Consider the following 25965-nt stretch of genomic DNA (forward strand, 5'->3'; position numbering starts at 1 on the left):
TCCTTATCATTGAGACATCCACTCTAACCAAAGTCGTTCGATGTCTCAATGATAAGGACATAAGGACATCGAGTTTCTGACGCTGAGCCTCAGAGCGGGCGCAGCGCGTCCCCGATCCGCACGCGAGCGCCGGTGCGCATCACCGAGTTCGCGTAGATGCGTCCGGTGATACCGACCAACGAGACGGTCAGGCCCACCGACAGCACCAGGGAGAGCGCGATCTCCCACGGCGCGGCGACCCCGAGCGCGATCCGCACCGGCATCAGCGTCGGCGAGAAGAACGGGATCAGCGAGAGGATCTTGACCAGCTGGTTGGTGGGGTCGGCCGGCAGCACGCTGATCCCGATCACGTACGGAACGATGATCAGCATGAGGATCGGGGCGGTCACTCCCCCGACGTCCTCCTGACGCGAGACCAACGCACCAGCGGCCGCGAACAGCAGCGCGTACATCAGGAAGCCGACGATGAACCAGACCACCGCCCAGACGGCGGTGCTCAGGGCGAGGGACGACGGCATGGTCAAGGCCCCGGTGGCCAGCCCGGCGCCGATCCCCGCGCCGACGACCAGCGTCATCTGCACCAGCCCAGCCGCACCGATGCCGGCCACCTTGCCGAGCATCAGCTGCCAGGGCCGCACGGTCGCCAGCAGCAGCTCGACGACCCGGCTGGTCTTCTCCTCCACCACACCCTGGGCAACGGTCTGCCCGTAGACCATCAGCGCCAGGTAGACCAGGATGCCGGCGGCCAGGCCCAGCACCACCCGCTCGGCCTGGTACTTCGTGGCCGGCTCGAGGGCGGTCACCTGGACCTGCGCACCGCTGATCGCGGCGTTCACCGTGGCCGGGTCCCCGCCGGCGGCCGCTACCGCGCTGTCCTGGGCCAGCTGGCGGGACAGCACGGTCAGCGTCGCCTTCAGGCCGTCGTCGATCTGCTTCTTGACGACCACCTGGACCGTGCCGCCGGTCTGCACCACCAGCGCGTCGAGGTCGTCGTCGCGCAGACGCTGCTGGCCGGTCGCAACGTCCGGCACCACCTGCGTGCTGATCTTCTGCCCGAGCGCGTCACCGGTCGCCTGCAGCGCGGCCGCGCTGGCGGCGGACTGCGGGACCAGACCGACGTGGACGGACGACGTCTGCCCGCTGACCGCGTTCAGGATCAGCGCGGTGGCGATGACCGCGACCACCATCAGCGCGGTGCTGATGCCGAACACCTTGCTGCGCACCCGCTGGGTGAACTCGCGGCGAGTGACCAGCCCGATCGCCTCGCGCGGCGAAGCCTCGGTGCTCATGCCGCCACCTCCTCTTCGCTGACCACGTGCCGGAACAGCTCGGTCAGAGACGGACGTCGTCGGCTGAACTCGCGCACCGGGCCGGTGGCCAGCGCGGCTCGCAGCACGACCTGGTCGTCCACCTCGGGCCCGATCTCGAGCACCGTGCGACCCTCCTCGACGCCTTGCTCGGTGACCCCCGCCAGCCCTGCGGCCCAACCGGGCCGGGCCGAGGGTGCGTCGACCACCAGGTAGGCCGGACCGCCGGCGCGCAGGTCGTCCACCGTGCCCTCGGCCACCAGCCGACCCTGGCGGATGATCGCGACCCGGTCGCAGAGCCGCTGCACCAGGTCGAGCTGGTGGCTGGAGAAGATCACCGGGACGCCGCGGGCACAGGCGTCACGAAGCACCTGGCTCATCACGTCCACGGCCAGCGGGTCGAGGCCGGAGAACGGCTCGTCGAGCACCAGCAGCTGTGGGTCGTGCACCAGCGCGGCGGCCAGCTGCACCCGCTGCTGGTTGCCGAGGCTGAGCTTCTGCACCTCGTCGTCCACCCGGTCGGCGACGCCGAGACGTTCGGTCCACTCCTGGACCGCCCGGCGCGCCTGGGATGGTGAGAGCCCGTGCAGGCGGCTCAGGTAGACCAGCTGCTCGCCGACCTTCATTCGCGGGTAGAGCCCTCGCTCCTCGGGCATGTAGCCGATGCGGCGGCGGTCGGCGGCCGTGATCGCACCGCCCTGCCAGCGCACCTGACCGCTGTCGGACGCCAGGACGCCCAGGACGATCCGCATCGCGGTGCTCTTGCCGGCACCGTTGCTGCCCACGAAGCCGAGCAGCTCGCCGGCCCGCAGGTTCAACGAGAGGTGGTCCAGCGCCACCACCGTGTCGTAGCGCTTGCAGATGTCGTCCAGCTCGAGCTCTGCCACCGGTCCGCCTCTCCCGGCCCGCGCGCGGTCGGCGGGTCCAGCCCTCGACCCTAGCGAGCGCCGGCGGTCAGCCCTCGCGCAACGCCGGACGGCCCGGCTGCTCGCCGCCGCGCGCGTCCAGGTAGCTCTGCTTGGGCACCATCACCTTGCGCCGGAAGATGCACACCAGCGTGCCGTCCTGCTTGTAGCCCTTGGTCTCGACGTGCACGACGCCGCGGTCGTCCTTGCTCTGGCTCTCGCGCTTGCCGAGCACCGTCGTCTCGCCATAGATCGTGTCGCCGTGGAAGGTCGGCGCGACATGCCGCAGCGACTCGATCTCGAGGTTGGCGATCGCCTTGCCGCTGACGTCGGGCACCGACATGCCCAGCAGGATCGAGTAGACGTAGTTGCCGACGACGACGTTCCGGCCGAAGTCGGTGGTCTGCTCCGCGTAGTTCGCGTCCAGATGCAGCGGGTGGTGGTTCATCGTCAGCAGGCAGAACAGGTGGTCGTCGTACTCGGTGACCGTCTTGCCGGGCCAGTGCTTGTACACGGCGCCGACCTCGAACTCCTCGTAGCTGCGACCGAACTGCATGAGGCTCGTCTCCTTCGCGCGGGGCGGACGGCGACCATGCTGCCGGACGGCACCGACCGCGGGAACCTCAGCCCGACGTGCCCTTGCTCACTCGGGGCTCGGCGTCGGTCCGGCAGTGCAGGCCCGACGTCGCATCCGTGGTTGCAGCCAGCTGGGGGTGATCGCCCCCACCCGAGTGCAACCACACATGCAACATCGACGATGACAGCCTCCACGTGATGACGGGAGATCGTGCGGCCCGCGACTCGGGACTCGCTACAGGGCGAGGCGGTGCGGGCTGGCGAACAGCATCAGGTTGCCTCCGGCGGCCTTCGCCGCGGCCAGCCGCTCGTCGGCGACCCGGAACAGGTCGCCCTGGGAACGGATCGTCGCCGACGTGGTCGCGACCCCGATCGAGGCGGTCACCGGCGCGGACCCGGCGATCGACGTCCACTCCCGGTCGGCGATCGCCGCGCGCAGCCGGTCCGCCAGCGCCGCTGCCTGGTCCGTCGAGTGCCCTGGCAGCACGGCGAGGAACTCCTGGCCTCCCACCCGGGCCAGGTAGGAGGGCTCGGCGAGCTCGTCGTCCAGCCGGGCTGCGACCGCGAACAGCAGGTGGTCGCCGGTCTGGCTGCCGAGCGTCTCGTTGATCTGGGCGAAGCCGTCCAGGTCGATCAGCGCCACCGAGACCGGTCCGCTGGCCGCCGCGATCACGCTCGGCAGGGTCGCCTCGAGCTGGCGCCGGTTGGCCAGCCCGGTCAACGAGTCCCGGGACGACGGCTCGCGGAGCTGGTGAGGGGGTTCGTGCCGCTCGGCCGGACGTCCCAGGTCCGCGAGCGTGTTCAGCCTCGCCAGCGCCTCGCGGTCTCGCACCTGCATCATCTCGCCGACGAAGGCGAGGTGCTGCTCGAAGGCGTCGCGCCACCTGCCTTGGGCGGCGAGAAGCTCCGAGCGCTCGCGCTGGGCCAGCGCCCTGGTGTGCGCCATCGAGTCGTCCCCGGCCAGCTGCAGGCACAGGTCGAGCACGGTCGCGGCCCGCTCCAGCTGGCCGAGGCGACGGTGCGCCTCGGCGAGCGCGAGCAGCGCGTCGGCGGCGCCCTGCGCGCGGGTGGTGCTGCGCGGCGGGGTGAGGCTGAACGGGGTGATCAGCTCGACCACGGCCTCGGCCCGGTCGGTGGCCAGGTAGATGCGCCCCAGCGTGTCCAGCACGCCGGGCCGCAGGACCACCCCCCTGGCCTCGGCGACCGCTACCAGGTGGACGCCGACCTCGCTGGCCCGGTCGAGGTCGTCCGCCAACAGGGCGCTGAAGGCCAGGTTGTTGAGCACCTGGACGTAGAGGGCCCAACTGCCGTGCAATCGCGCGGTACGGGCCGCCATGTCGAGCTGCTCGCCGGCCAGGTCGAAGCAATGAGCGCTGGCCAGCGCGACACCGAGGGTCAGGTGATGGCTTGCTGCCACCTCGGGCGGCTCCTGGCCGTCCAGCAGCTCCACGCCCAGCAGGCCGTGCTCGATGGCCCGCAGCCCGTCGCCCAGGTCGTTGAAGAACGGGCTGAGCTGGTAGTGGCAGCGAGCCTGAAGGTACTGCTCGTCGTGCGCCTCCGCCCAGCGGCTCACCCCGCGCACGATCCGAGCGCCGGCCGCGATCCGGCCGCTGCGGGACAGCACGTTCGCGCGCAGCAGCTGGGCGCGGTGCCGAGCGACGTCGTCCCCAAGCAGTACCGCCTGGTGCTCGGCCTCGAGTGCCCGTTCGTGGGCCTCCGGCGGAGGCTGGAAGGACGTCATCTCGAGGGCGAGCAGCTCGTGGCGCAGCACGTCGCCGCTGTCCGGCGCGACGCCCAGGGGCTTCGGATGCCGGCCCGCTCCGGGCTCGGACGACGACGCTGACGACATGCCTACCAAATCGGCCGATCACGTTGCCGTCTTGAGGGACGACAGCTGACGACCTGGTCACGTCTGGTCACATCTAGGGGACCAGCTTGCCCGGGTTCAGGATCCCCAGCGGATCCAGCGCGTTCTTGATCCGGCGGGTCACCTCGACGACGTCCGGCCCCAGCTGTGCTGCTAGGAACGGCGCCTTGACCACCCCGACGCCGTGCTCGCCGGTGAGCGTGCCGCCGAGCGAGAGCGCGAGCGCGACGATCGCCGCGAAAGCCGCGTCGGCGCGGGCCACGGCGTCCGGGTCCGCCGGGTCGAACGTGATCAGGGGGTGCAGGTTGCCGTCGCCTGCGTGACCGACGGTGGCGATCGTCGTCCGGTACTGCTCGGCCACCTGCTCGACGCCCACCACGAGCTCGGCGATCCGCGGGATCGGCACCCCGACGTCCTCGATCAGCGTCGTGCCCAGCTCGAAGAACGCCGGGAACGCCTCCCGGCGAGCCTGCATGAACATCTCGCCCTCGTCCGGGTCGTCGGTCACCGCGACGTACGTCGCACCCTCGGCCCGGCAGATCTCCTCGATGGCCGCCATCTCGGCCGCGCTCGCGGCGCCGGCGTCGCATTGGGCCAGCAGCGTCGCGCCGGCATCGACGTCCAGCCCGCGCGGCTTGTAGGCCTCGACCGCGCGGACGGTCGTGCGGTCCATCAGCTCCAGCCCCGCCGGGCGCCAGGCGGCCACGATCGCGCTGACGGCCCGCCCGGCCTGCTCGACCTCGGCGAAGGTGGCCACCATCGTGGTGAACGGTGCGGGTGCCGGGCGTAGCCGCAGGGTGGCCCGGGTGATCACCCCGAGGGTGCCCTCGGAGCCGACGAACAGCCGTTTGAGGTCGTAGCCGGCGACGTCCTTGATCGTCCGGCCGCCCAGGCGCAGCAGCGTGCCGTCGGCCAGCACCACGTCGCAGCCGAGCACGTAGTCCGTGGTCACGCCGTACTTGACGCAGCAGAGCCCACCGGCGTTGGTGGCCAGGTTCCCGCCGATCGAGCAGAACTCGAAGGACGACGGGTCCGGCGGGTACCACAGCCCGCGCTCGCTGGCAGCCCGCTTGAGGTCCCCGTTCAGGACGCCGGCGCCGACCACCGCGAGCATCGCCGGGGCGTCGATCTCGATGTCCCGCAACGCATCCAAGGACAGCAGCAGGCAGCCGTCGGTCGCGCTGGCACCGCCGGACAGGCCGCTGCCGGCGCCACGCGGGACGACGGGCACCCGGAACCGGCTGGCCACCCGCAGCGTCTCCTGGACGTCGTCGGTGCACGTGGCCCGGACCAGGGCCAACGGCCACCCCGGTTGCACGGTGTCGGCGCGGTCCCTGCGGTAGGCGTCCACGACGTCCCGGTCGGTCACGACCGCGCCGGCAGGCAGCAACGCCGCGAGCTGGTCCAGGACGTCGTCAGCCACCTGCCCAACCTATGCGGCTCAGGCCATGTGCGGGTAGCGGTGGTCCTTCGGCGGGTCGAAGGTCTCCTTGATCGAGCGGGTGGACGTCCAGCGCATCAGGTTCTGCATCGCGCCCGCCTTGTCGTTGGTGCCGGAGGCCCGCGCACCGCCGAACGGCTGCTGGCCCACGACGGCACCGGTCGGCTTGTCGTTGACGTAGAAGTTGCCTGCGGCGTAACGCAACCGGGCGCGGGCCGAGGCGATCGCGTGCCGGTCCTGGGCGATGATCGAGCCGGTCAGCGCGTACGGCGAGACGGACTCCATCTGGTCCAGCACCTTGTCGTACTGGGCGTCCGCGTAGACGTGCACCGACAAGATCGGGCCGAAGTACTCGGTGGTGAAGATCTGGTCGGTCGGGTCCGCGGACTCCAGCACGGTCGGGCGCACGAAGTAGCCCTCGCTGTCGTCGTACGTGCCGCCGGCCAGGACGTTGATGTCGGCGGTGGCGTGCGCGCGGTCGATGGCCGCCTTGTGCTTGGCGAACGCGCGGTCATCGATCACGGCGCCCATGAAGTTCGACAGGTCGGTCACCGGGCCCATGGTCAGCGACTCGGTGAGCTCGACAAGGTCCTTGCGCAGCCGGCGCCACAGGCTGCGCGGCACGTACGCACGCGAGGCGGCCGAGCACTTCTGGCCCTGGAACTCGAAGGCGCCGCGCACCATGGCGATCCGCAGCACGTCCACGTCGGCACTGGGGTGGGCCAGGATGAAGTCCTTGCCACCGGTCTCGCCGACGATCCGCGGGTAGCTGCGGTAGCCGGCGATGTTGGCTCCGATCTGCTGCCACAGGTGCTGGAACGTGGGTGTGGAGCCGGTGAAGTGGATGCCCGCCAGGTCTGGGTCCTTGAGCGCGACCTCGGACACCGCGATGCCGTCACCGGTGACCAGGTTGATCACGCCGGCCGGCAGACCTGCCTCCTCCAGCAGCCGCATCGTGTAGTGCGCGGCGAGCTGCTGGGTCGGCGAGGCCTTCCAGACCACCGTGTTGCCCATCAGGGCCGGAGCGGTCGGCAGGTTGGCACCGATCGCGGTGAAGTTGAACGGCGTGATCGCGTAGACGAAGCCTTCGAGCGGGCGGTGGTCCAGCCGGTTCCAGATGCCCTTGCTGTTCGCCATCGGCTGCTCCTCGATGAGCTGCCGGCCGAACGCCACGTTGAACCGCCAGAAGTCGATCAGCTCGCAGGCCGCGTCGATCTCGGCCTGGATGACCGTCTTGGACTGGCCGAGCATGGTGGCCGCGTTCAGCGTCTGGCGCCACGGACCGGCCAGCAGCTCGGCGGCCTTGAGGAACACCGCGGCGCGCTCGTCGTAGGGCAGGTCGCGCCAGGCCGGCGCGGCCTTCTTCGCGGCGTCCACCGCGGCCCGGGCGTCGGTCTGGGTGGCGTGCTTGAGGACGCCGACCGCCTTGCGGTGCGCGTGCGGCTGGACGACCCGGGTGCGGCGTCCACCGCCCATCCGCTGCTCGCCACCGATCGTCATCGTCAGGTCGATCGACTCGCTGCCCAGCCGGGCCAACGTCGCCTCGACCTCGGCGCGCTCGGCGCTGCCCGGCGCGTAGTTCAGCACCGGCTCGTTGACGGGGGTGGGCACGGTCGTACGCGCGTCCATGATGGGTGCTCCTCGGCGGTCTCGTCGTTGAGGGTTGGCCTCAGCACCCAGCATGTCACGGCCCCGCGGAGCAGGTTCTAGGCGTCGTCCCGAGCCAGCGCCAGGACGTCGTCCAGCTCGCTGACGTCGTACCAGAGCAGCTCGTGGCCGGCGGCCTGGTCCACGGTGAACTGGGCGTCGTCGTCCCCGTCGTCCGCCGCCGCCAGCGCGCGGACCGCCTGCGACACATCGGTTCGGGCCTCGGCGCCGTCCACGTGGACGCTGGCCACCCACCCGCGGTCGACGGCCGCCGTCACGACCACCGACGAACGGTAGCTGCCACCGGTGGACACCGCGGAGTCCGGGACGTCGGCCGCGACGACCACCCGACGGCGCGCCTGACCGTCGTCGTCCGCCAGCAGGCGCAGCGACGCGTGCGCGGCCTCGTCCCCGGCGGCGTACTCGAGCTCGTCGGCGTCGCCGTCGGCGTACCACTCGCGCAGCTCGCCGGTCACCGCGTGCGCCGGCAGGGGCGGCTGGAACCCGTTGTCGCGCAACGCGGACAGCGAGCCCAACGTGGCTGGCAGGTAGACCCTCATCACTCCCCCACCGCTCGGTGCGGCAGCTGGGCGGGGGCCTGCTCCGAGGTCGTCTCGACGTCCAGGTCCGGCTCGGACCCGACCGCCTCGCCGGCGATGCTCACCCGCTGCGGCAGCATGTCCAGCGGCTCGGGGTCGTGCAGCGCGATCGCCGACGTGCGCAGCGAGGTCTCCAGGACCTCACGCCGCCGGCCGACGTCCATCAGGTTGCCACCGATGGCGGTCAGGTCCTCCGGCCCCGGGCCGAGCACGGTGACGTCGGTGCCGCCGGCGTGCACCTTGGCGACCTCGCGCAGGCAGCGCCTGGTCACCCTCACCCGCCACTGCCGCTCCAGCCGGGTGCCGAGCGCCTCGGGCGAGTCGAGCAGGAAGCTCACGGACGGCGCGATCACCCAGACCTCGTCCAGCCCGGACCCGGCGAGCAGGTCGACGCTGGTCGACGAGCAGGCGCCGCCGTCCACGTAGCGGTTCGTGCCGATCCGGACCGGGCTGTACCAGCCGGGGATGGCGCAGGAGGCCATCACCGCGTCCGCGAGGTCGGCCTCCGGTGCACCGGGGCGGCCGAAGGCCACCCGCCGCCCCGTCTCGAAGTCCATGGTGACCACCTGCAGGCCGGAGTGCGGCGCCCAACCGGAAGGGGCCACGTGCCGCATCATCGCGCCGACGCTGTCCAATGAACCGCGACCCTCGGGCAGCAGCGCGGAGAGCACGGCGGTGGGCGGCAGCCGGCGCAGGTGGCTGACGTTGCGGGCCAGCATCCCGGCCGAACCGAGCCCTGGGCGGGGCCGAGGAGGGCGTCCCCCGCCGGTCGCGGTCTCGTAGTCCCAACCGAAGCCGACCAGCGGACCGGTGCGGAGCTCGTCGCCGACCTGGTGGCTGCGCAGCTCGCGCACGCTGACCCCGCAGGCCAGCAGAGCGCCGACCACCGAGCCGGCGGACGTGCCGACGATCGCCTCGCACTCGCGCAGGTCCGCACCGAGGTGGCCCTCCAGGGCGCTCAGCGCACCGACCATCCACGCCGCGCCCAGCACGCCCCCGCCGCCGAGCACCAGGCCACGTCGTGGCGTGCTCATCGGGCCGTCTCACGCAGCTCGGCCAGCGCCTCCACCAGGCACTGACCCAGCACCGCGACGTCCGGCATGGCGTTGCGGTCACCGTTCACGCCGTAGTAGACCCCGCCGTCGTACGAGGTCAGCCCGATGCTCACCGCCTGGCGCTTGGCCAGCGGCATCACCGGGTAGCTGGCCAGCATGTGCGCACCCGCGGCGTACAGGGGGTGCTGGGGGCCGGGCACGTTGGTGACCATCAGGTTGAAGACCCGCCGCGAGGCGGCGTTGGCCACCCGCGCGCCCAGCGAGTGCAGCGTCGGCGGAGCGAACCCAGCGAGGCCCACCAGGCTGTCGGCGCTGACCGCGTCCCCGACCTCGGCCTGAACCCGCATCGAGTAGGCGATCTGGTGCAACCGCACGGCCGGGTTCGGCTCACCGACCGGCAGGTCGACCACGAACGCCTTGACCCGGTTGCCGGCCCGCTGGGTCAGCTCGTCCTCGCCCGCGTGCACGCTGACCGGGACCAGCGCGCGCACCACCGTGGCCGGCACGACCGGTTCACCCCGGGTGAGCAGCCAGGCCCGCAGCGCGCCGGCGACCGTGGCCAGCACCACGTCGTTGACCGTGAGCTCGCGACTGCCCCGGCGGCTGTGCTTGGCCCGGACCTTGCGGTGGTCCTCGAGCGAGGTGGCCACCATCGCCCACCGGCGTTGCTCGCTGATGTGCGCGTTCAACGGGCTGGTCGGCGCCGGGCGGGCCGCCGTGCGAGCGGCGGCCGACAGCAGGTGCCCGGCCTGGCCGAGCACCCGGCCGAGGGTGGCCCGAAGGTCGTGCGCACCGCCCTCGAAGGCCTCGATCGCCGCACCCGGGCTGCGGACCGCGTCGGCCACCGCGGCCACGACCAGCTCGACGTCGGTCGGTTCCTTGGCGGGCTTCCAGGTGTCCGCGGTGGGCTCGGGCGTCTTCGGGTCCGCGTCCAGGATGACCTGCGAGATGTCGACCGCGCTGATCCCGTCGACCATCGCCTGGTGGGTCTTGGTGAGCAGCGCGAAACGGCCCTTCTCCAGCCCCTCGACGAGGTAGACCTCCCACAGCGGACGGGACCGGTCGAGCGGGCGGGACTGCACCCGGCCCACGAGCTCGCTGAGCTGCTCGTCCGAACCCGGCCGAGGCAGCGCCGAGCGCCGCACGTGGTACGTGAGGTCGAACTGCTCGTCGTCGACCCAGACCGGGTTGGCCAGCCGCCCGGGGACGCCGCGCACCCGCTGGCGGTACCGCGGCACGAACGCGATCCGGGCCGCGACCAGCCGCAGCAGCCGCTCGTAGTCGAACCCGTCGGCCGGCGGCTCGAAGACCGCGACCGAGCCGACGTGCATCGCCGTCGTCGGATCCTCGAGGTAGAGGAACGACGCGTCGAGTGCGCTCAACCGGTCCGGCACTTGCTCATCCTGCCACCAGCGGCCACTTAGACTGCGCAGATGCTCCGAACCACACGGCATCGTGCCGTGCCGATGACGCTTGCCCTGCTGCTCCTGTGTGCGGTCGCGGCCTGCGGCAACGCGGACGACGGGGCCCGGCCCGGGCTGTCGCCCAGGCCCAGCTCGTCCGCTGGCCAGGCGTCGTCCAGCCCGGCCGACTCGGCCACCGCCGGCACCGACGCGGACGCGGACGTGAAGACCCTGCAGATCACCGTGAACGGCAAGCAGGTCACGCCTGCCCCGGCGCGGGTGAAGATCGCACCGGGGCAGACGTTGCGGCTGGTGGTCACTGCCGACCACGACGACGAGCTGCACGCCCACGGGTTCGAGGTGGAGAAGGAGGTGACGGCCGGCGTGCCCACCACGGTCGACCTGACCACCGACGAGCCGGGGCTGTACGAGGTGGAGATGCACCATCCCGAGCTTCGGCTGCTCCAGGTGCAGGTGGGGTGAGCGGCAGACTCGCGGACGGCGGCGCGATCCTCGCCCACGGCGTCGGCAGCCGTCAGGACCTCCCCCTGCCGTTCGCACTTGCGGTGACCGCTGCGGCGGTGGCGCTGGTCGTCTCGTTCGTGCTGCTCGCGGTGCTGTGGCGCGAACCCCGGCTGGACGGCGCCCACGCAGGCCGGCCGCTGCCGCGCTGGGCCGCCGCGCTGCTGGACTCGCGCGCGACCCGGACGGTGCTCGCGGCCGTCGGCGCGGTCTTCACGGTGTACGTGCTGGTCCCACTGCTCCTCGGCAAGGACGACGCGGACAACCCGGTGCCTTTCGTGGTCTTCGTTCTGCTGTGGGTCGGGCTGGTTCCGCTGTCGGTGCTGTTCGGTCCGGTCTGGCGGCGGCTGAACCCGTTGCGGCACCTGCACTCCGGCGTCATGCGGCTGGCCCGTCTGGACCCGCGTCAGGGTGCGCTCGCGCTACCGCGGTGGCTCGGCTACTGGCCGGCTGCGCTGGGGCTGCTCGGGTTCACCTGGCTGGAGCTGGTGGCGCCCAACAACTCCACGCTGCCGGTGATGCGGCTGGCGATCACCGCGTACGCGACCCTTCAGCTGCTGGCCGGGTTCCTGTTCGGCTCGCACTGGTTCGACCGCGGGGATCCGCTCGAGGTGTGGTCGGGGCTGTTCGGCCGACTCAGCGTCTTCGGGCGGCGTGCGGACGGGGTGCTGGTGCTGCGCTCCCCGTTGGCCGGGCTGGACGCCCTGCAGCCGGCTGCGGGGCTGGTCGCCACGGTTGCGGTGATGCTCGGCACCACCGCCTACGACGGGGCGTCGAACGCGCCGAGGTGGTTCACCTTCGTGCAGACCTCGCCGATGCCGCAGGTGCTCACCAAGACGTTGGGGCTGCTCGCCGTCGTCGGCCTGGTGGCCGCACTGTTCAGCGCGGCGACCGCCCTGGCCGGTTGGGTCGGCGGGGTGTCGCCACGGGCGATGCCAAGGCAGTTCGCGCACTCGTTGGTGCCGGTGGCGCTGGGGTACGTGATAGCGCACTACTGGTCGCTGCTGGTTCTGGAGGGCCAGAACGCGTTCATCTTGCTGAGCGACCCCTTGGGCACCGGACAGGACTGGCTCGGGCTGAGCCATCGGGCTCCTGACACGACCCTGCTGACGCCGCACCTGGTGGCGGACGTCCAGGTGAGCGCGATCATCCTCGGCCACGTGGTCGGCGTGGTGCTCGCGCACGACCGTGCCGTGCGGCTGTTCCCGCGGCGGCACGCTCTGGTCGGGCAGCTGCCACTGCTCGCGCTGATGGTGACATACACCTGCGGTGGGCTGTTCCTGCTGTTCGCCGCCTGAGCGGTCACGGCCCGGCCGACAGGTCGAGGTCGAAGACCGCCTCCAGCTCCCGCAGCGTCTTGTCGTAGGACTCGTGCAGGACGCCGACCATGCCGACCTCGACCGCAGCGCGGACGTTCGGCGCCAGGTCGTCCACCATCACCGCGCCGTTCGGCTCGACGTCGAGCTGCTGCAGGGTGTGCTGGTAGATCCGGTGCTCCGGCTTGCGCATGCCGACCTCGCCGGAGATGACCACGGCGTCGAACAACGTGTCCCAGCCCTCACGCGGGTAGTCGTTGCCCCACGAGTTGGACAGCAACGCGGTACGCAGACCGTGCGCCTTCGCCCGTCGTACCAACCCGATCATCGACTCCTCGACCAGCTCGAGGCCGACGAACATGCGCCCGACCAGGCCCTCGGCACGGACCGGCGAGCCGTGCTCGCTCAGCGCCTGCGCCAGCCGCCGTTCGAAGTCCGGGACCTCCATCTCGCCGCGCTCGAAGGCGTGCACGGGGTTCTGCGACGGATCCACCGCGTCCGGGCCGATCCACTGCCGCAGCGCCGCCAGGTAGTGCCCGTAGTCGACGCCCTCGGCGGCAGCCCACTCGGAGAACGCGTCCGCGATACCGGAGGTGAGCACACCACCCCAGTCGACGACGAGCGCGTGCGGTCGCGGCGGATCGGTTGCTGGCGCGTGGTCCGGTCTGCTCACCGGTTCATCCTAGGCAAGAGCCGGGACCCCCCTGTCCGCCGTGACCCGGACGACAAGGTCTTGCAGCGACTGGCGCACCGGACTCGACCGGCACTGCTCGGCGAGGGTGCGTCCGGTCAGCAGGGCCGCGTCCATCGAGGCCGGGTCGTTGGCCACCAGCACCACGTCCCGCACGTCTGCGTAGCGGCGCAGCGCGTCACGCACCCGACGTCCGGGGTTGCTGCCCACCGGCCCGGACCGGAGCCGGTTCACCACCACGATCGGCGGTCCCTGGCAGACCTGCTTCAGCTCGTCCAGCCCGCGCACCAGCCGTTGCAGGCCAACGGGATCCGAACTGCCGACAGCCAGCACGACGTCGGCAGCCGCGAGCGCCGCCAACGTGGCCGCGTTGCGTCGTGGCGCGGCGGTGTCGAACGACAGCTCCTCGTCCTGCTCCAGGCAGAACCCGACGTCGACCACCGTCCAGGTGGCCAGCGAGCGGGTCAGCTCCAGCACCGCGGACACCGACCCGGCTCGCAGCTCAGGCCACCGATCGGCGCGCGTCGTGCCGGTCAGCACCCTCAGCCGGTCGGCCACCAGTGGCGCGAGCCGGGACAGCGTGGGCAGGTCGAGCGAGCCGCGGTCGGCCGCCCTGGCCGCCGTCGCCAGTCCGGACGACTCGTCGAGCAACCCCAAGCACTGGGCGACACTGGCGCCATAGGTGTCGGCGTCGACCAGGACGGTCGGGTGGCCGGAGCCAGCGAGCTCGGCCGCGAGGCCGATCGCCAGGGTGGTGCGCCCCGGAGCCCCGGTAGGGCCCCAGACCACGGCCACCCGCCCTGCTCCGGTGGCCAGCGGGTCATGGTCCGCCGGTGGAACCGGTTGCGGGAGAGCCGCTCTCGGCTCACTGTGACCCAGGGTGAGTCGGTCTGAACGCGGGCGTCCGACCCTCGGCGGTGTCACCGGGTCGGCTCGGGCCGACGCACCGATAACCGGAGCCGAACGGTGAGCCGGCGTCGCGGCGCTCGCCGGGGGCGTCGCGGCTCGGCAGGCGCTGAGCAGCGCGCCGGCGACGTCCGCCGGCGCGGTACCTGCCGCCAACACGTGGTCGAGCCCCAGCCGCCGCAGTCGCACCAGGTCGCTCGGGTCACCGGCGGTGGCCAGAACCACGCAGGCCGACCCGTCCAGCCGCAGCCGGTCGAAGGCCTCGGCATCCAGCCCACGCTGGTCGGCCGAGACGACGACCGCCTGGGCGAGGCCCGACGCGCTGCAGGCCAGCAGGTCAGCAAGGTCCGCGCAGCGGCGTACAACCTCGACGCCCGGGTGCTCGCCCAGCCCGGCGACCAGCGCCGGCTCGTCGTCTCCGGTGACCGCCATGGCCACGCGGACGACTGCCGTCACGAGCGCCGCTCCGGCAGAGTGCCCGGCACCGGGACGAGGGTGATCCGCGCCTGGTTGTCGACCGCCTCGATCAGGTCGGGGACGAGGTCCGGACCCAGCAGCAGGTGCACCGCGGACGACGTGGACGAGCCGAGGGCACCGTGCTGGGTGGAGGTGGCCGAGACCTGGACGCCGGCCGCAGCCAGGTGCGGCGGTTCGAAGGCGTCGCTGCGGTCGCCGCGCCGCGCCGCCACCCAGACGTCGACCATCACGCCCGGCGCCAGCCGCTCGGCGACCTCGGGCTCGATCGACACGGCCACCGGGCGCAGGTCCACCTGGGCACGGTCGCCGACCGCACTGCGAGCCACCAGCTCACCGGCCGGCACCGCGCGCAGGACGACGGCCCCCGCCGGCGGCGTCGAGCCGGCGGCGGCGGCCAGGTAGGCCCCGGCCCCCGAGCCCAGACGCACCCGGACCACGGTCAGGTCGTCGGTGGTCAGGGCGTCTCCAGGCGTCAACGTGTGCCGGGCCGCATAGACGGGCACCGTGTGGTCGGCGCTGCGGACCACCCAACCCCCGGCGACGACCGACATCAGCACCAGCAGGACCCCGAGCAAGAGCCTCGGTTCCCGCCAGGAAGGCGGGCGCAGCCGGTGCGCTGCCCGCTCGTGCAAGGCCTGAGCAGCCCCGGTCCTGGCGTCCGGCATTGTCGACGTCGACATGTTCCCCCCGTGCGGTCATCATGAATGCGGCCTCAGACATTCTTGCCCATACCGGACGACCGGGTGACCGGTTGTCCACAGCCGCGACGACGCGTTACGGGCTCGCAGTGCCATACTCGGCGCCGGTCCGATCGCGGGCCGCCGACCCTGTCGCCGCCGCCTACGGAGCCTCGATGCCACCCCGGTTCCTCACCCTGCCGGACGTCGCCGAGCAGCTGAACATCTCGGCGGCGCAGGCGTACGCCCTCGTCCGCTCCGGCGACCTGCCGGCCATCAAGGTCGGTGGACGCGGCCAGTGGCGGGTCGAGACCACTGAGCTCGAGTCCTACATCCAGCGGATGTACGTGCAGACCCGCGACTTCGTGCAGTCGCACCCGTTCGGCGGGGCCGACGAGGACGTCGAGGAGCCCGTCGAGTCAGGCCAGTGAGGTTGTGCCGGGAGCCGGCTGCACGGTGACCAGCGAGGCCAGCGGGACGGTGCGGACCCCCAGCACCGATCGTGGCCGGCGCGGCTCGTCGGCCGGGTGTTCCGCGAGGTCGAAGTGGTCCGCACCTGCCGCGTCGATCGTCCCGGTCAAGGTGGCACCGCCGTCGAGCAGCAGTCGCACCGGCGACCGGTCGCGGGCGATGGCCCGCAGCACCGCGGTCAGCCGGTAGCGCCGACGGGCGAGCTCCAGTCCCGGCGCGGTCGTCGCAGCACCTAGCCCGCCCAGGCTGCTCACCGCCGCGGCCGGCACCAAGGTGAGCGCGGGTCCGTCCACCAACAGCCAGTCCGACCCGGCATCCGCGAGCCGCCCGGCCACCTGGTGGCCGGTGACCAGGTGCGCGACGATCGGCTGGCCGAGCCAGCCGAGCAACCGGTCGGCCAGCGCCAGCCGGGAGCGCTCCAACCTGGTCCGCTCACCGATCTCGGCCGACAGCTCGTCAGCGTCCTCCGCGGCCAGCTGGCCCTCGAGGTCCTCGAACAGCCGCTCCCACCGCACGCCAGGAATCTAACAGGCCGCTTTGTCCACAGATCCTCCGGTTGAACTTGACCGAGCGGCTACGCCACATCATGGTGAACACACGCAAACATAGGCAAACGAACGCTAGGGGGCGTGGATGCGAGCTCGTGTGGCGCTGATCGGGGTGGTGTGGCTGGCTGGGGGTGCCGCGGCGACGGCCATCGGCTGGTCGCTGACCTGCTTCGCCTGGCAGACCCAACACTCGGCGCAGCAGCCGGCCGACCTGCTGCTGGCCCTGGCGGCGGTCGCTGCGGCGGCCTTGCTCGCCAGGTTGGGTTGCTGCGCCCTGGTCACCGGGATCGCCGCGGCGTGCGGCGCGCTTGCGAGGCCGCGAACCTCGGGCGTCGCGGTGGACGGCCCGGCGGGGAGGGCGGCGGGCAGGCTCGCGGTCCGGCTCAGCCCGGCCCTGCTGCGACCGGTGATCGTCGCGACCCTGACTGTCAGCGTCGGACTGGTCGGTGCCGGTGCTGCCAGCGCCGCCTCGGTCGCCACCGTCACCACCGGGACCACGGCCACGCCCACGGCCACGCCCACGGCCACGCCCACGGCCAGTGCCACTGCCACGGCCACGGCCACCACGCCAGGGTCGAGCACGGCCCTGCCATCGCCCGGCTGGGGAGCGAGTCCCCAGGCTGCGGCGCCGGCTCCCACGCCCGGCTGGGTCGCGCAAGCCCCAGCGACGCCGACGACCCCGCCGGCCGACGTCCACCTGGTCAGCGCCGGATCACTCACTCCACGGACGCCGCTGACCGACCGGACCGCGAACGATGTGGTCGTGCGGCGAGGCGACTGCCTGTGGACGCTCGCCGCCCGGCAGCTCGGCGGCGGAGCCAGCGACGCGCAGGTCGCGGCGCAATGGCACCGGTGGTGGGCCGCGAACCGAGAGGCGGTCGGCGCCGATCCGGACCACCTCGTGCCCGGCACCAGGTTGGTCGCGCCCGGGCTCGCCGGTGGCTCCCGATGACCGCCACCGCACTGCGCCCGATGCCCGTCCCGGACGCCGCCCCGCCGATCGAGGTGGGGGACGTGCAGGTGCGGCTGGTGCGCCACCGCCGGGGCGGCGCGCCGGGACCACTCGCCGTCCAGGGCACCCTGCGGCTGGTCCTCGCCGACGGCGAGGACGATCCGGACGACGACTTCGGCCCGGTGGCCACGCCGCGGCGCGACCTGCCCGACCCGGATGCCTGGAGCCGGGGCCTCGTCCAGGTCCTCGTCGAGGTGGTGGCCGGCCAGCGCCCCTGCACCCAGCTGCTGCGCTGGACCTCTACCGGCGTCTACGAGCAGGTGCGGCGCGAGCGGATGCCACCGCCCGCGCCGGGCGGAGCACCCCGTCGCCGACCGCAGGTGCGCAGCGTGCGCGTCTGCGAGCCGGCTGACGGGGTGGCCGAGGTGTGCGCGGTCGTCAACGGGCAACAGCGCACGCATGCGGTCGCGCTGCGGCTCGAGGGCCACGACGGCCGCTGGCGGATCACCGCGTTGGAGACCCGCTGATGGCTAGGCCAGGCCTTCTCCGTGGCACCGCTTGTACTTCTTGCCGGACCCACATGGGCACAGCGCGTTCTTCGGGGTGCCCGGGTACTGGACCTCGGCCGTGGCGACCGCGGAGGCATCGCTGTCGCGCACCTCGAGGCCACCCTCGCCGTCCACCGTCGGGGCGGAGTACTGCAGGTGCGAGGGACGCTGTGGCTCCTCCAGACCCTTGGCCACGATGTGCGGCGCCGGCTCTGCCTCGGCCTCCTCGCCGTGCTCCTCGCCCTCGACCTGCACCTCGAGCTGGAACAGGTACCCGACCGACTCCTCCTTGATCGCCTCGTTCATCGCGGTGAACAGCAGGAAACCCTCACGCTGGTACTCGACGAGCGGGTCGCGCTGGGCCATCGCCCGCAGGCCGATGCCCTCCTGGAGGTAGTCCATCTCGTAGAGGTGCTCGCGCCACTTGCGGTCCAGCACGCTCAGCACGACCCGGCGCTCCAGCTCGCGAGTGACCTCGGCGCTCAGGCTCGCCTCGCGGTTGTCGTAGGCCACCTGGGCATCCGACCTCAGCTCGGCCAGCAGCATGTCTGCGGTCAGACCCTGCCGCCCACCGGACTCCTCGAGCAGCTCCTCGACGCTCAGGCCCACCGGGTACAGGGTGCGCAGGGCGTTCCAGAGCTTTTCGAGGTCCCACTCCTCCGAGTAGCCGTCGGCCGTGGCCTCGTGCACGTACCCGCTCACCACGTCGTCGATGAACAGGCGCACCTGCTCGTGCAGGTCCTCGCCCTCCAGGACGCGGCGACGCTCGGCGTAGATGACCTCGCGCTGGCGGTTCAGCACGTCGTCGTACTTCAGCACGTTCTTGCGGATCTCGAAGTTCTGGCCCTCGACCTGGCTCTGCGCCGAGGCGATCGAGCGGGAGACCATCTTCGACTCGATCGGCACGTCCTCGCCGATACCCGACGTCGCCATCACTCGGTCGACCAGGCCGGCGTTGAACAGCCGCATCAGGTCGTCCTCGAGCGAGAGGTAGAAACGGCTCTCCCCCGGGTCGCCCTGGCGGCCGGAGCGACCCCGCAGCTGGTTGTCGATGCGGCGGGACTCGTGCCGCTCAGTGCCCAGCACGTACAGGCCGCCGACCTCAGTGACCTCGTCGTGCTCCTTCGCGACGGCCTTCTGCGCCGACTCCAGCGCACCGGCCCAGGCCGCCTCGTAGTCCTCCGGCGTCTCGACCGGGTCCAGGCCCTTCTGCTTCAGGGCCGCCACCGCCATGAACTCGGCGTTGCCGCCGAGCATGATGTCGGTGCCGCGACCGGCCATGTTGGTGGCGACCGTGACCGCACCCTTGCGACCGGCCTGCGCGACGATCGCGGCCTCGCGCTCGTGGTGCTTGGCGTTCAGCACCTCGTGTGCGATCCCGCGCTTGCGCAGCTGCTGAGACAGGGTCTCGCTCTTCTCCACGCTCGTGGTGCCGACCAGCACCGGCTGCCCGGCCGTGCTTCGCTCGGCGATGTCGTCGACGACCGAGCCGAACTTCGCGGCCTCTGTGCGGTACACGAGATCGGGCTGGTCCTTGCGGATCATCGGCCGGTTGGTCGGGATCTCGATGACGCCCAACTTGTAGATCTGGTTGAACTCGGCGGCCTCGGTCATGGCCGTACCGGTCATCCCGCCGAGCTTGTCGTACATGCGGAAGTAGTTCTGCAGGGTCACTGTGGCCAGGGTCTGGTTCTCGTTCTGGATCTCCACACCCTCCTTCGCCTCGATGGCCTGGTGCATGCCCTCGTTGTAGCGACGCCCGGCCAGGATGCGCCCGGTGTGCTCGTCGACGATCAGCACCTCGCCGTTCATCACGACGTAGTCCTTGTCGCGCTTGAACAGCTCCTTGGCCTTGACCGCGTTGTTCAGGTAGCCCACCAGCGGGGTGTGCGCGCTCTCGTACAGGTTCTCGATGCCGAGGTAGTCCTCGACCCGGTCGATGCCCGACTCCAGCACGCCGACGGTGCGCTTCTTCTCGTCCACCTCGTAGTCGCGGTCGCGCTGCAGCCGGCCGACGACCCGGGCGAACTCGACGTACCACTTGGTCGGCTGGTCGGCGGGGCCACTGATGATCAGCGGCGTGCGGGCCTCGTCGACCAGGATCGAGTCGACCTCGTCGACGATCGCGAAGTGGTGCCCGCGCTGCACCAGCTCGTCGCTGCTCCAGGCCATGTTGTCGCGCAGGTAGTCGAAGCCGAGCTCGTTGTTGGTGCCGTACGTGATGTCGCACCTGTACATCTCGCGCCGCTCGGCCGGGTTCATCGGCGACAGGATGCAGCCGGCGGTCAGCCCGAGGAAACGGTGCACGCGGCCCATCAGGTCGGACTGGTACTCGGCCAGGTAGTCGTTGACGGTGACGACGTGCACGCCGTTGCCGGCCAGCGCGTTCAGGTACGCCGGTGCGGTGGCGACGAGGGTCTTGCCCTCGCCGGTGCGCATCTCGGCGATGTTCCCCAGGTGCAGCGCTGCACCACCCATCAGCTGCACGTCGAAGTGCCGCTGGCCCAGGGTGCGCTTGGACGCTTCGCGGACTGCCGCGAAGGCCTCCGGGAGCAGGTCGTCCAGCGACTCGCCGTCCGCGATCCGGGCCTTGAAGCGGTCGGTCTCCTCGCGCAGCTCGGCGTCGGTGAGCGCGACGAAGTCGTCCTCCAGCGCGTTGACCTGCATCGCCAGCTCGTGCAGCTTCTTGACCTGCCGCTTCTCGCCTGCGCGCAGCAGCTTCTCGACGATCTTCGGCACGCCATGTCTCCCGGAGGCTCGGGTGCGCATCGTCCGGGCGGGTCGCGACGGGGGACGGCACCGGCCCGCCGTACGCGGGCCGCATCCATCGTACGCACCACGCGCGGGGGCTTCGGCGATACTGCCGCCATGAGCGAGGAAGCCCCCGACCCCCAGCACTTGGTACCGGCCACCGGACGCTGGCCCCAGGGTGGGTTGAGCGCCGCCGGGATCCGTCTGCGGGTCTGGAGCACCGACGACGTGCCGGCCTTGCTGGAACTGCAGGAAGACCCCGACATGCGGCGCTGGTCGCCCGTGTTCAACACGCCCGACGCGGCCGACTGCGTCGAGCGGGTGCGCAAGGCAGTGCAGGCGGAGGAGGAAGGCAGGCCGAACTCGTTCGCCATCGTGGACGACGACGACCCGCGGCAGGTGCTCGGCAGCATCGACTGGCGCAACACCCACCCCATGTGGCCGTTCTCCATCCTCGACGTCGGCTACGGGGTGTCCCCCGGCGCCCGAGGCCGCGGGGTGGCGAGCACCGCGCTGCGACTGCTGGCCGAGTGGCTGCTGGACCCGGCCGGCGGCGACGTGCACCGCGTCCAGCTCGACCACGCCGTCGAGAACGAGGGCTCGTGCCGGACGGCGGTGCGGGCCGGCTTCGCGATCGAAGGACGCCGGGACGTGTTCCTGCCGCTGCGCGAGAGCCCCGACGCTGCGGTGGTCCGGCACGACGTCTGCCTGCACGGACGGGTCCGTCGCTAGACGACCAGGTCGGCGTACTCCGGGTGCCGCGTGAGGTACGCCCGCACGAACGGGCACAGCGGGTGCACCTTCAGGCCGCGCCGGCGGACGTCGTCCAGCGCCCCGCCGACCAGCGCTGAGCCGACACCCTGGCCCTCGAACGCGTCGTCCACCTCGGTGTGGGTGAACGTCAGGACGTCGTCCGCGTGCAGGTAGTAGGCCGCGCCCGCGTGTTCACCGTCCACGCTCGCCTCGTACCGGTGTCGTTCCGGCTGGTCGTGCACCTCGACAGTCATGGCGTCATCCTGAATGAGATTGCGCGCGGCCGCGACCACGCGACAGGCTTGGGCGATGCAGCCGCCGACGCTCACCGACGACGAGCAGCCTGACGCCATCACGCTGCGCCAGCACACGGTGGCCGACGTGGACGCCTGCCTGCAGATGTGCCAGGACCCGCAGATGCAGCGTTGGACGACGGTGCCGGTGCCCTACCAGCGCCAGCACGCCGAGGAGTTCATCGCGGGCCGGGCCGCCGAGTGGGAGCGGGACGGCGACTGCACCTGGGCGATCGAGGCGACGGACCAGGACGGGGCGCGCCGGTTCGCCGGGAACCTCAGTCTGCGGCCGAACGGCACAGGCGCCGCCGAGCTGGGCTTCGCGCTGGCCCCGTGGGCCCGTGGGCGGGGCGTGATGTCGCGGGCGGTGCGGCTGGCTCTCGGCTGGGCGTTCGCTTCGATCGACGAGGGCGGTGCCGGCCAGCTGGTCGTGCACTGGCGGGCGCACGTCGGCAACTGGGCCTCGCGCCGGGTGGCCTGGGCGTGCGGCTTCCGGATCGAGGGGACGGTGCGCGGGCTGGTCCCCCAGCGCGGCGTCATGCACGACGCCTGGATCGGGTCCGTCGTGCCCGGCGACGAGCTGGCACCGACCTCGGCGTGGCTCGAGGTGCCGACCCTGGCGGACGAACTGGTCCGGCTGCGACCGTGGCGCGCGGACGACGTCCCGCGGGTGGTCGAGGGCTGCGCGGACGAGCGCACCCAGCGCTGGCTGCCGGGCCTGCCGTCGCCGTACACGCTGGCGGATGCGCAGTGGTACGTCGGCTCACGAGAGGAGGAGGCTGCCTCGGGCACCGGGATCTACTGGTGCGTTGCCGACGCCGCCAGCGACACGTGCCTGGGGGCGATCAGCCTGATGAAGCTGGACGGGCCGTTGGCCGACCGCGAGATCGGTTACTGGGCTCATCCGGACGCTCGCGCTCGCGGCGTGCTCACCGCGGCGGCGCGCCTGGTGATCGGCTACGCGCTGGCACCGGTGGACGAAGGTGGCCTCGGCGTGGACCGGGTCACCCTGCGGGCCGCGACCGACAACAGCGCCTCTCGGGCCGTGGCCGAACGAGCCGGGCTGTGTCACTACGGCACCGCCCACCGGGTGGATCGGCTGCGGGACGGGTCCGTCCAGGACCTCGAGCTGTACGAGGCTCTGGCGGACGTCGTCCCGCAGGCCTGAACCTGTCGAGTGGCCGAGTGGTCGAGTGGCCGAGTGGCCGAGTGGCCGAGTGGCCGAGTGGTCGAGTGGTCGAGTGGCCGACGTTCACGCGGTCAGGCTGGGCGGGCGACGTGCCGGCCGACCTGCTGGCGGCGTGACGAAGAGTGCGCCCGGCGACCGCTGAGCCGGGTTGAGGCCTCGGCGGTCAGGTCGGCAGCGACCCGCTGCGCGTCGCGGTCGAGCTGCGCCGTGCCGGGGGCAGCGTCGACGCCGCCACGCGAGCGCTTCGCGTTGTTCTCGAGCTGGCGCAGCACCAGCGCGACGAAGGCGGTCAGGACCAGGAGTGTCAGTACGGTGCTCATGGCAGTAATTATGCGCTCATCGAGTATCCGCCACGAGTGGCAGAGATGTCATTGTGCAAAAAGATTCTGCCACATAGGGTGGCAGGCATGTTGAGAACCGTCGCCGTGCTGCTGGTCGAAGACTGCGCACCCTTCGAGTTCGGGGTGATCTGCGAGGTCTTCGGCATCGACCGGACCGAGGAGGGGGTGCCGCCGTTCGACTTCCGGATCTGCGGCGAGCACCCGGGCAAGCCGCTGCGGCTCAGCGTCGGCGCGCAGGTCGTGCCCGACCACGGGCTGGACGACCTGGTCCATGCCGACCTGGTGGCGGTGCCGGCCGCGCGGATCCGGGACGACTACCCGCCCGCGGTGCTGGAGGCGCTGCGCCAGGCCGCGGCGAACGGCGCCATTCTGCTTTCGGTGTGTAGCGGAGCCTTCCTGCTCGGCGCCGCCGGCCTGCTGGACGGGCGCCCCTGCACCACGCACTGGGCCCACGTCGACGAGCTGGCCGGACGCTTCCCCTCGGCCGACATCGACCCCGACGTCCTGTTCGTCGACGACGGCAAACTGATCACCAGCGCTGGAACGGCGGCCGGCATCGACGCGGCTCTGCACCTGGTTCGGCGCGAGGTCGGCGTGGCCGCGGCCACCACCATCGCCCGGCGGATGGTGGTCGCCCCGCAGCGCGACGGCGGTCAGCGCCAGTTCATCGAGCAGCCCATCCCCACCTGCGAGGCGGACAGTCTGCAACCCGTGCTCGAGTTCATGCTGGCGGAGCTCCGCACCGAGCACACCGTGGCCACCCTCGCCCGTCGGGCGGCGATGTCCGAGCGGACCTTCGCCCGCAGATTCGTCGCCGAGACCGGGACGACGCCACACCGCTGGCTGACCACGCAGCGGGTTCTGCTGGCCCGTCGGCTGCTGGAGGACACCTCGATAGGTGTCGACCAGATCGCCGAGCGCAGTGGCTTCGGGTCGGCCGCGCTGCTGCGGCACCACTTCCGCAAGGTGGTCGGCGTCCCGCCGGCTGACTACCGCCGCACGTTCTGCCGCAGCGCCTAGCCCTGCGCGTCACCGACGAAGAGGGCGGCACACGGCGCGCTGACGGCGGAGTCGACCGGACCGGTCCGCCCGAGGAGAGCCGCCGCCCGGGAGCGCCCGAGGTTCCAGGCCCGCAGCCCGCGCTGGCCGTCCCGTGGCGCATTCCAAAGCAGGCACGTTCGCAGTGGTTCGGCGAGCTGGTCCATGGCAGGCACCGCGTCCGAGGACAGGCCTGCCAGGTACGACACGTCCGGCTGCCGGGCCAGGCCCGCCCGCGTGTCGTACTGGACGATCCGGGCGTCCGGGTTCACCGCCGCCAGGCCGAGCACTGCGGCCGCGGCCGCGAGGACGACGGCACGAGGCAGCCAGCTGGCCCGCCCGCGCAGCCCGGCCGCGATGACCAAGACGAACACAGCCGCCAGGAACAGCTCGGCCGTGATCGCCACCAGCCGCAGCCTGGTCATCCCGAACGTCTCGACGTAGAGGTCGACCCGCCGCAGCGCGGACGCGACCACGCCCAGCGAGGCCAGGCACAGCACATCGAGCGCGACTCGCACCACCAGGCGGTCGGACGCCGTCTCGCGCGGTGCCCGGCGCGCCGCCACGGCCACCACGACGAGCGTCAGCGCGGTCACGACGACGAGCTGGGCGAAGCCGTGCCGGGCGTACTGGGCGTAGGTCAGCCCAGCCGTCCGCAGCACGTGATGGTGTCCGCCGAGCAACGCGCCGAGCTGGACCAGGACGAAGGCCAGCACCAGGACGTCGAGCGACACGACGGGCAGCAGCCACTCCGCCCGGCGGGCCGGTCGACCGGGCGGGAGCGCGAGCTCGGACCAGCTGGGCGGCCGCCGGGACAGGTGGGCGAGCGTGGCGCTGACCACCAGGGCCAGCACGCCGACCACGAACTGGGCGGGGACGCGGCTGAGCCGCGGGATCGGCAGGTAGCTCGCGAAGACCCGGTCGGCCTGGGCCAGCAGCAGCCCGAACACCAGCAGCAAGCACAGCGTGAGCGCCAGACTACGGAGCAGTCCGGACAGGCGCTCCCGGCGCCCACCCAGCGCTGTGACCACGCCGGACCGCAGCCACGGCACCGCACGCAACGAGGCGGCCGCCGCGCTCGGCCCGCTCAGGCCGATCCCGGCAACCGTGCGCGCGGCCCCGGCGGCGATCACCGCGGTGCCGACCGCGCCGAGTAGGCACAGCCCGACGACCCAGCCGGCGTCGCGAACCGCCACCATCGCCGCCAGGGCCACGGACACCGCGGCCGTTGCCAGGTCGAGGCGGCGACCCCGGCGCAGCAGCGCGGGCATCGCGGCGAACCAGACGAGCGCAGCCAGCACCGCCAGACCGAGGCCCGGGCGGTAGCCGACCGTCAGCGGTCCGGCCACGACGGCCACCGCACCACAGCAGGCCAGCGCCCCGACCGAGGCGGCCGGACGTCGGTCCGCCCAGAACTCGCGAGCGGCAGTCGTCAGCGCTGACGGCGGGCGGTCGGGCCAGCGCGGCCAGGCAGCGGAGACACCCTGCCCTGGCACCGGCCCTGCGACCGCGGGGACCGGCCCGGTGAGGGCGTTCGGCGGGATCGAACGGTCGGGAGGTCGCTGTTCGTCGCTCATGCCACAGAACCTAGAAGCCACGTAACCCTTGTCGCACAGCACTTTCGGGAAGGTTCTGTGGACGTTCAGCCGTACATGTGCAGGTCTGGTGTGCAGGTCTGGTGTGCAGATCTAC

25 protein-coding genes and 1 pseudogene are annotated in these 25965 nt (G+C 72.0%); 8 read left to right on the top strand and 18 right to left on the bottom strand.

The annotated features are described in order from the left end of the window. Positions 1-89: 89 nt before the first annotated feature. The 9 genes from ACPPVT_RS16765 to ACPPVT_RS16805 form a co-directional block, all read right to left on the bottom strand. Positions 90-1289 (bottom strand): ABC transporter permease, encoded by a 1200-nt coding sequence (locus ACPPVT_RS16765; RefSeq protein WP_426562218.1) that lies wholly within the window; start codon positions 1287-1289, stop codon positions 90-92. Next, complete coding sequence (locus ACPPVT_RS16770; protein ID WP_426562220.1) at positions 1286-2194, bottom strand: ABC transporter ATP-binding protein; 909 nt, start codon at positions 2192-2194, stop codon at positions 1286-1288. Before ACPPVT_RS16770 ends, ACPPVT_RS16765 begins: the two co-directional genes overlap by 4 nt. A 67-nt stretch (positions 2195-2261) precedes the next feature. Continuing rightward, positions 2262-2768 carry a MaoC family dehydratase gene (locus tag ACPPVT_RS16775; RefSeq protein ID WP_426562221.1) on the bottom strand — a complete coding sequence of 169 codons (507 nt, stop codon included), beginning with the start codon at positions 2766-2768 and terminating at the stop codon, positions 2262-2264. Positions 2769-3023: 255 nt separating this feature from the next. Then, the gene (locus ACPPVT_RS16780) at positions 3024-4637 is read right to left on the bottom strand and encodes a GGDEF domain-containing protein (RefSeq protein WP_426562223.1); all 1614 of its coding nucleotides are present in this window, start codon (positions 4635-4637) and stop codon (positions 3024-3026) included. A gap of 73 nt (positions 4638-4710) precedes the next feature. Beyond that, complete coding sequence (locus ACPPVT_RS16785; RefSeq protein WP_426562225.1) at positions 4711-6078, bottom strand: FAD-binding oxidoreductase; 1368 nt, start codon at positions 6076-6078, stop codon at positions 4711-4713. 18 nt (positions 6079-6096) lie between these two features. Further along, positions 6097-7725 carry an L-glutamate gamma-semialdehyde dehydrogenase gene (gene pruA / locus ACPPVT_RS16790; RefSeq protein WP_426562227.1) on the bottom strand — a complete coding sequence of 543 codons (1629 nt, stop codon included), beginning with the start codon at positions 7723-7725 and terminating at the stop codon, positions 6097-6099. Between the two features lie 77 nt (positions 7726-7802). Then, a complete protein-coding gene (locus tag ACPPVT_RS16795) occupies positions 7803-8303 on the bottom strand; it encodes a DUF6912 family protein (protein ID WP_426562229.1) in 501 nt (166 codons plus the stop codon). Next, entirely contained in the window at positions 8303-9376 is a 1074-nt protein-coding gene (locus ACPPVT_RS16800; protein ID WP_426562231.1) for a patatin-like phospholipase family protein, read from the bottom strand. Before ACPPVT_RS16800 ends, ACPPVT_RS16795 begins: the two co-directional genes overlap by 1 nt. Further along, positions 9373-10791: a WS/DGAT/MGAT family O-acyltransferase gene (locus ACPPVT_RS16805; RefSeq protein ID WP_426562233.1), complete on the bottom strand. Its 1419-nt coding sequence runs from the start codon at positions 10789-10791 to the stop codon at positions 9373-9375. The genes ACPPVT_RS16800 and ACPPVT_RS16805 overlap by 4 nt, the downstream gene beginning before the upstream one ends. Positions 10792-10830: 39 nt before the next feature. On the opposite strand from ACPPVT_RS16805, the gene ACPPVT_RS16810 reads away from it, so the two are divergent. Continuing rightward, positions 10831-11283: a cupredoxin domain-containing protein gene (locus ACPPVT_RS16810; protein ID WP_426562235.1), complete on the top strand. Its 453-nt coding sequence runs from the start codon at positions 10831-10833 to the stop codon at positions 11281-11283. Continuing rightward, on the top strand, positions 11280-12620 hold the full coding sequence (locus ACPPVT_RS16815; protein ID WP_426562237.1) for a hypothetical protein: 1341 nt from the start codon (positions 11280-11282) through the stop codon (positions 12618-12620). The genes ACPPVT_RS16810 and ACPPVT_RS16815 overlap by 4 nt, the downstream gene beginning before the upstream one ends. A gap of 4 nt (positions 12621-12624) precedes the next feature. Here the strand turns inward: ACPPVT_RS16815 and ACPPVT_RS16820 are convergent, their stop codons facing one another. The 3 genes from ACPPVT_RS16820 to ACPPVT_RS16830 are packed head-to-tail and all read right to left on the bottom strand — an operon-like array spanning position 12625 to position 15392. Next, positions 12625-13311 carry an HAD family hydrolase gene (locus ACPPVT_RS16820; protein WP_426562239.1) on the bottom strand — a complete coding sequence of 229 codons (687 nt, stop codon included), beginning with the start codon at positions 13309-13311 and terminating at the stop codon, positions 12625-12627. A 9-nt stretch (positions 13312-13320) separates the two neighbouring features. Further along, positions 13321-14691: an AAA family ATPase gene (locus ACPPVT_RS16825; RefSeq protein ID WP_426562241.1), complete on the bottom strand. Its 1371-nt coding sequence runs from the start codon at positions 14689-14691 to the stop codon at positions 13321-13323. Then, complete coding sequence (locus tag ACPPVT_RS16830; RefSeq protein ID WP_426562243.1) at positions 14688-15392, bottom strand: SAF domain-containing protein; 705 nt, start codon at positions 15390-15392, stop codon at positions 14688-14690. Before ACPPVT_RS16830 ends, ACPPVT_RS16825 begins: the two co-directional genes overlap by 4 nt. Positions 15393-15565: 173 nt before the next feature. Between ACPPVT_RS16830 and ACPPVT_RS16835 the strand changes: the two genes are divergently transcribed. Beyond that, positions 15566-15820: a helix-turn-helix domain-containing protein gene (locus ACPPVT_RS16835; protein ID WP_426562245.1), complete on the top strand. Its 255-nt coding sequence runs from the start codon at positions 15566-15568 to the stop codon at positions 15818-15820. Here ACPPVT_RS16835 and ACPPVT_RS16840 read toward each other — a convergent pair. Beyond that, the gene (locus ACPPVT_RS16840) at positions 15809-16375 is read right to left on the bottom strand and encodes a hypothetical protein (RefSeq protein WP_426562247.1); all 567 of its coding nucleotides are present in this window, start codon (positions 16373-16375) and stop codon (positions 15809-15811) included. The two genes, ACPPVT_RS16835 and ACPPVT_RS16840, sit on opposite strands and share 12 nt — an antisense overlap. Positions 16376-16493: 118 nt before the next feature. On the opposite strand from ACPPVT_RS16840, the gene ACPPVT_RS16845 reads away from it, so the two are divergent. Both ACPPVT_RS16845 and ACPPVT_RS16850 read left to right on the top strand, forming a co-directional pair. Beyond that, positions 16494-17360 (top strand): LysM peptidoglycan-binding domain-containing protein, encoded by an 867-nt coding sequence (locus tag ACPPVT_RS16845; protein ID WP_426562249.1) that lies wholly within the window; start codon positions 16494-16496, stop codon positions 17358-17360. After that, positions 17357-17887, top strand: a complete 531-nt coding sequence (locus tag ACPPVT_RS16850; protein ID WP_426562251.1) for an Rv3235 family protein — start codon at positions 17357-17359, stop codon at positions 17885-17887. The genes ACPPVT_RS16845 and ACPPVT_RS16850 overlap by 4 nt, the downstream gene beginning before the upstream one ends. Positions 17888-17890: 3 nt before the next feature. Here the strand turns inward: ACPPVT_RS16850 and ACPPVT_RS16855 are convergent, their stop codons facing one another. Beyond that, positions 17891-18043 (bottom strand): SEC-C metal-binding domain-containing protein, encoded by a 153-nt coding sequence (locus ACPPVT_RS16855; RefSeq protein ID WP_426567185.1) that lies wholly within the window; start codon positions 18041-18043, stop codon positions 17891-17893. A gap of 12 nt (positions 18044-18055) precedes the next feature. Next, positions 18056-20647 (bottom strand): annotated as a pseudogene (gene secA, locus ACPPVT_RS16860) (preprotein translocase subunit SecA); the annotation flags it as partial. A gap of 129 nt (positions 20648-20776) precedes the next feature. On the opposite strand from secA, the gene ACPPVT_RS16865 reads away from it, so the two are divergent. After that, a complete protein-coding gene (locus tag ACPPVT_RS16865) occupies positions 20777-21391 on the top strand; it encodes a GNAT family N-acetyltransferase (RefSeq protein ID WP_426562253.1) in 615 nt (204 codons plus the stop codon). Here ACPPVT_RS16865 and ACPPVT_RS16870 read toward each other — a convergent pair. Continuing rightward, positions 21388-21666 (bottom strand): GNAT family N-acetyltransferase, encoded by a 279-nt coding sequence (locus ACPPVT_RS16870; protein ID WP_426562255.1) that lies wholly within the window; start codon positions 21664-21666, stop codon positions 21388-21390. The two genes, ACPPVT_RS16865 and ACPPVT_RS16870, sit on opposite strands and share 4 nt — an antisense overlap. Positions 21667-21721: 55 nt before the next feature. On the opposite strand from ACPPVT_RS16870, the gene ACPPVT_RS16875 reads away from it, so the two are divergent. Beyond that, positions 21722-22873: a GNAT family N-acetyltransferase gene (locus ACPPVT_RS16875; protein WP_426562257.1), complete on the top strand. Its 1152-nt coding sequence runs from the start codon at positions 21722-21724 to the stop codon at positions 22871-22873. Positions 22874-22965: 92 nt separating this feature from the next. Here the strand turns inward: ACPPVT_RS16875 and ACPPVT_RS16880 are convergent, their stop codons facing one another. Beyond that, positions 22966-23214: a hypothetical protein gene (locus ACPPVT_RS16880; protein WP_426562259.1), complete on the bottom strand. Its 249-nt coding sequence runs from the start codon at positions 23212-23214 to the stop codon at positions 22966-22968. Positions 23215-23301: 87 nt separating this feature from the next. Between ACPPVT_RS16880 and ACPPVT_RS16885 the strand changes: the two genes are divergently transcribed. Continuing rightward, positions 23302-24255, top strand: a complete 954-nt coding sequence (locus tag ACPPVT_RS16885) for a GlxA family transcriptional regulator (protein ID WP_426562261.1) — start codon at positions 23302-23304, stop codon at positions 24253-24255. Here the strand turns inward: ACPPVT_RS16885 and ACPPVT_RS16890 are convergent. Next, positions 24252-25850 carry a DUF4153 domain-containing protein gene (locus tag ACPPVT_RS16890; protein ID WP_426562263.1) on the bottom strand — a complete coding sequence of 533 codons (1599 nt, stop codon included), beginning with the start codon at positions 25848-25850 and terminating at the stop codon, positions 24252-24254. The genes ACPPVT_RS16885 and ACPPVT_RS16890 overlap by 4 nt on opposite strands. Positions 25851-25965: the final 115 nt, after the last annotated feature.

It is taken from the genome of Angustibacter sp. McL0619 (assembly GCF_049994355.1).
Taxonomy (GTDB): Bacteria; Actinomycetota; Actinomycetes; order Actinomycetales; family Angustibacteraceae; genus Angustibacter.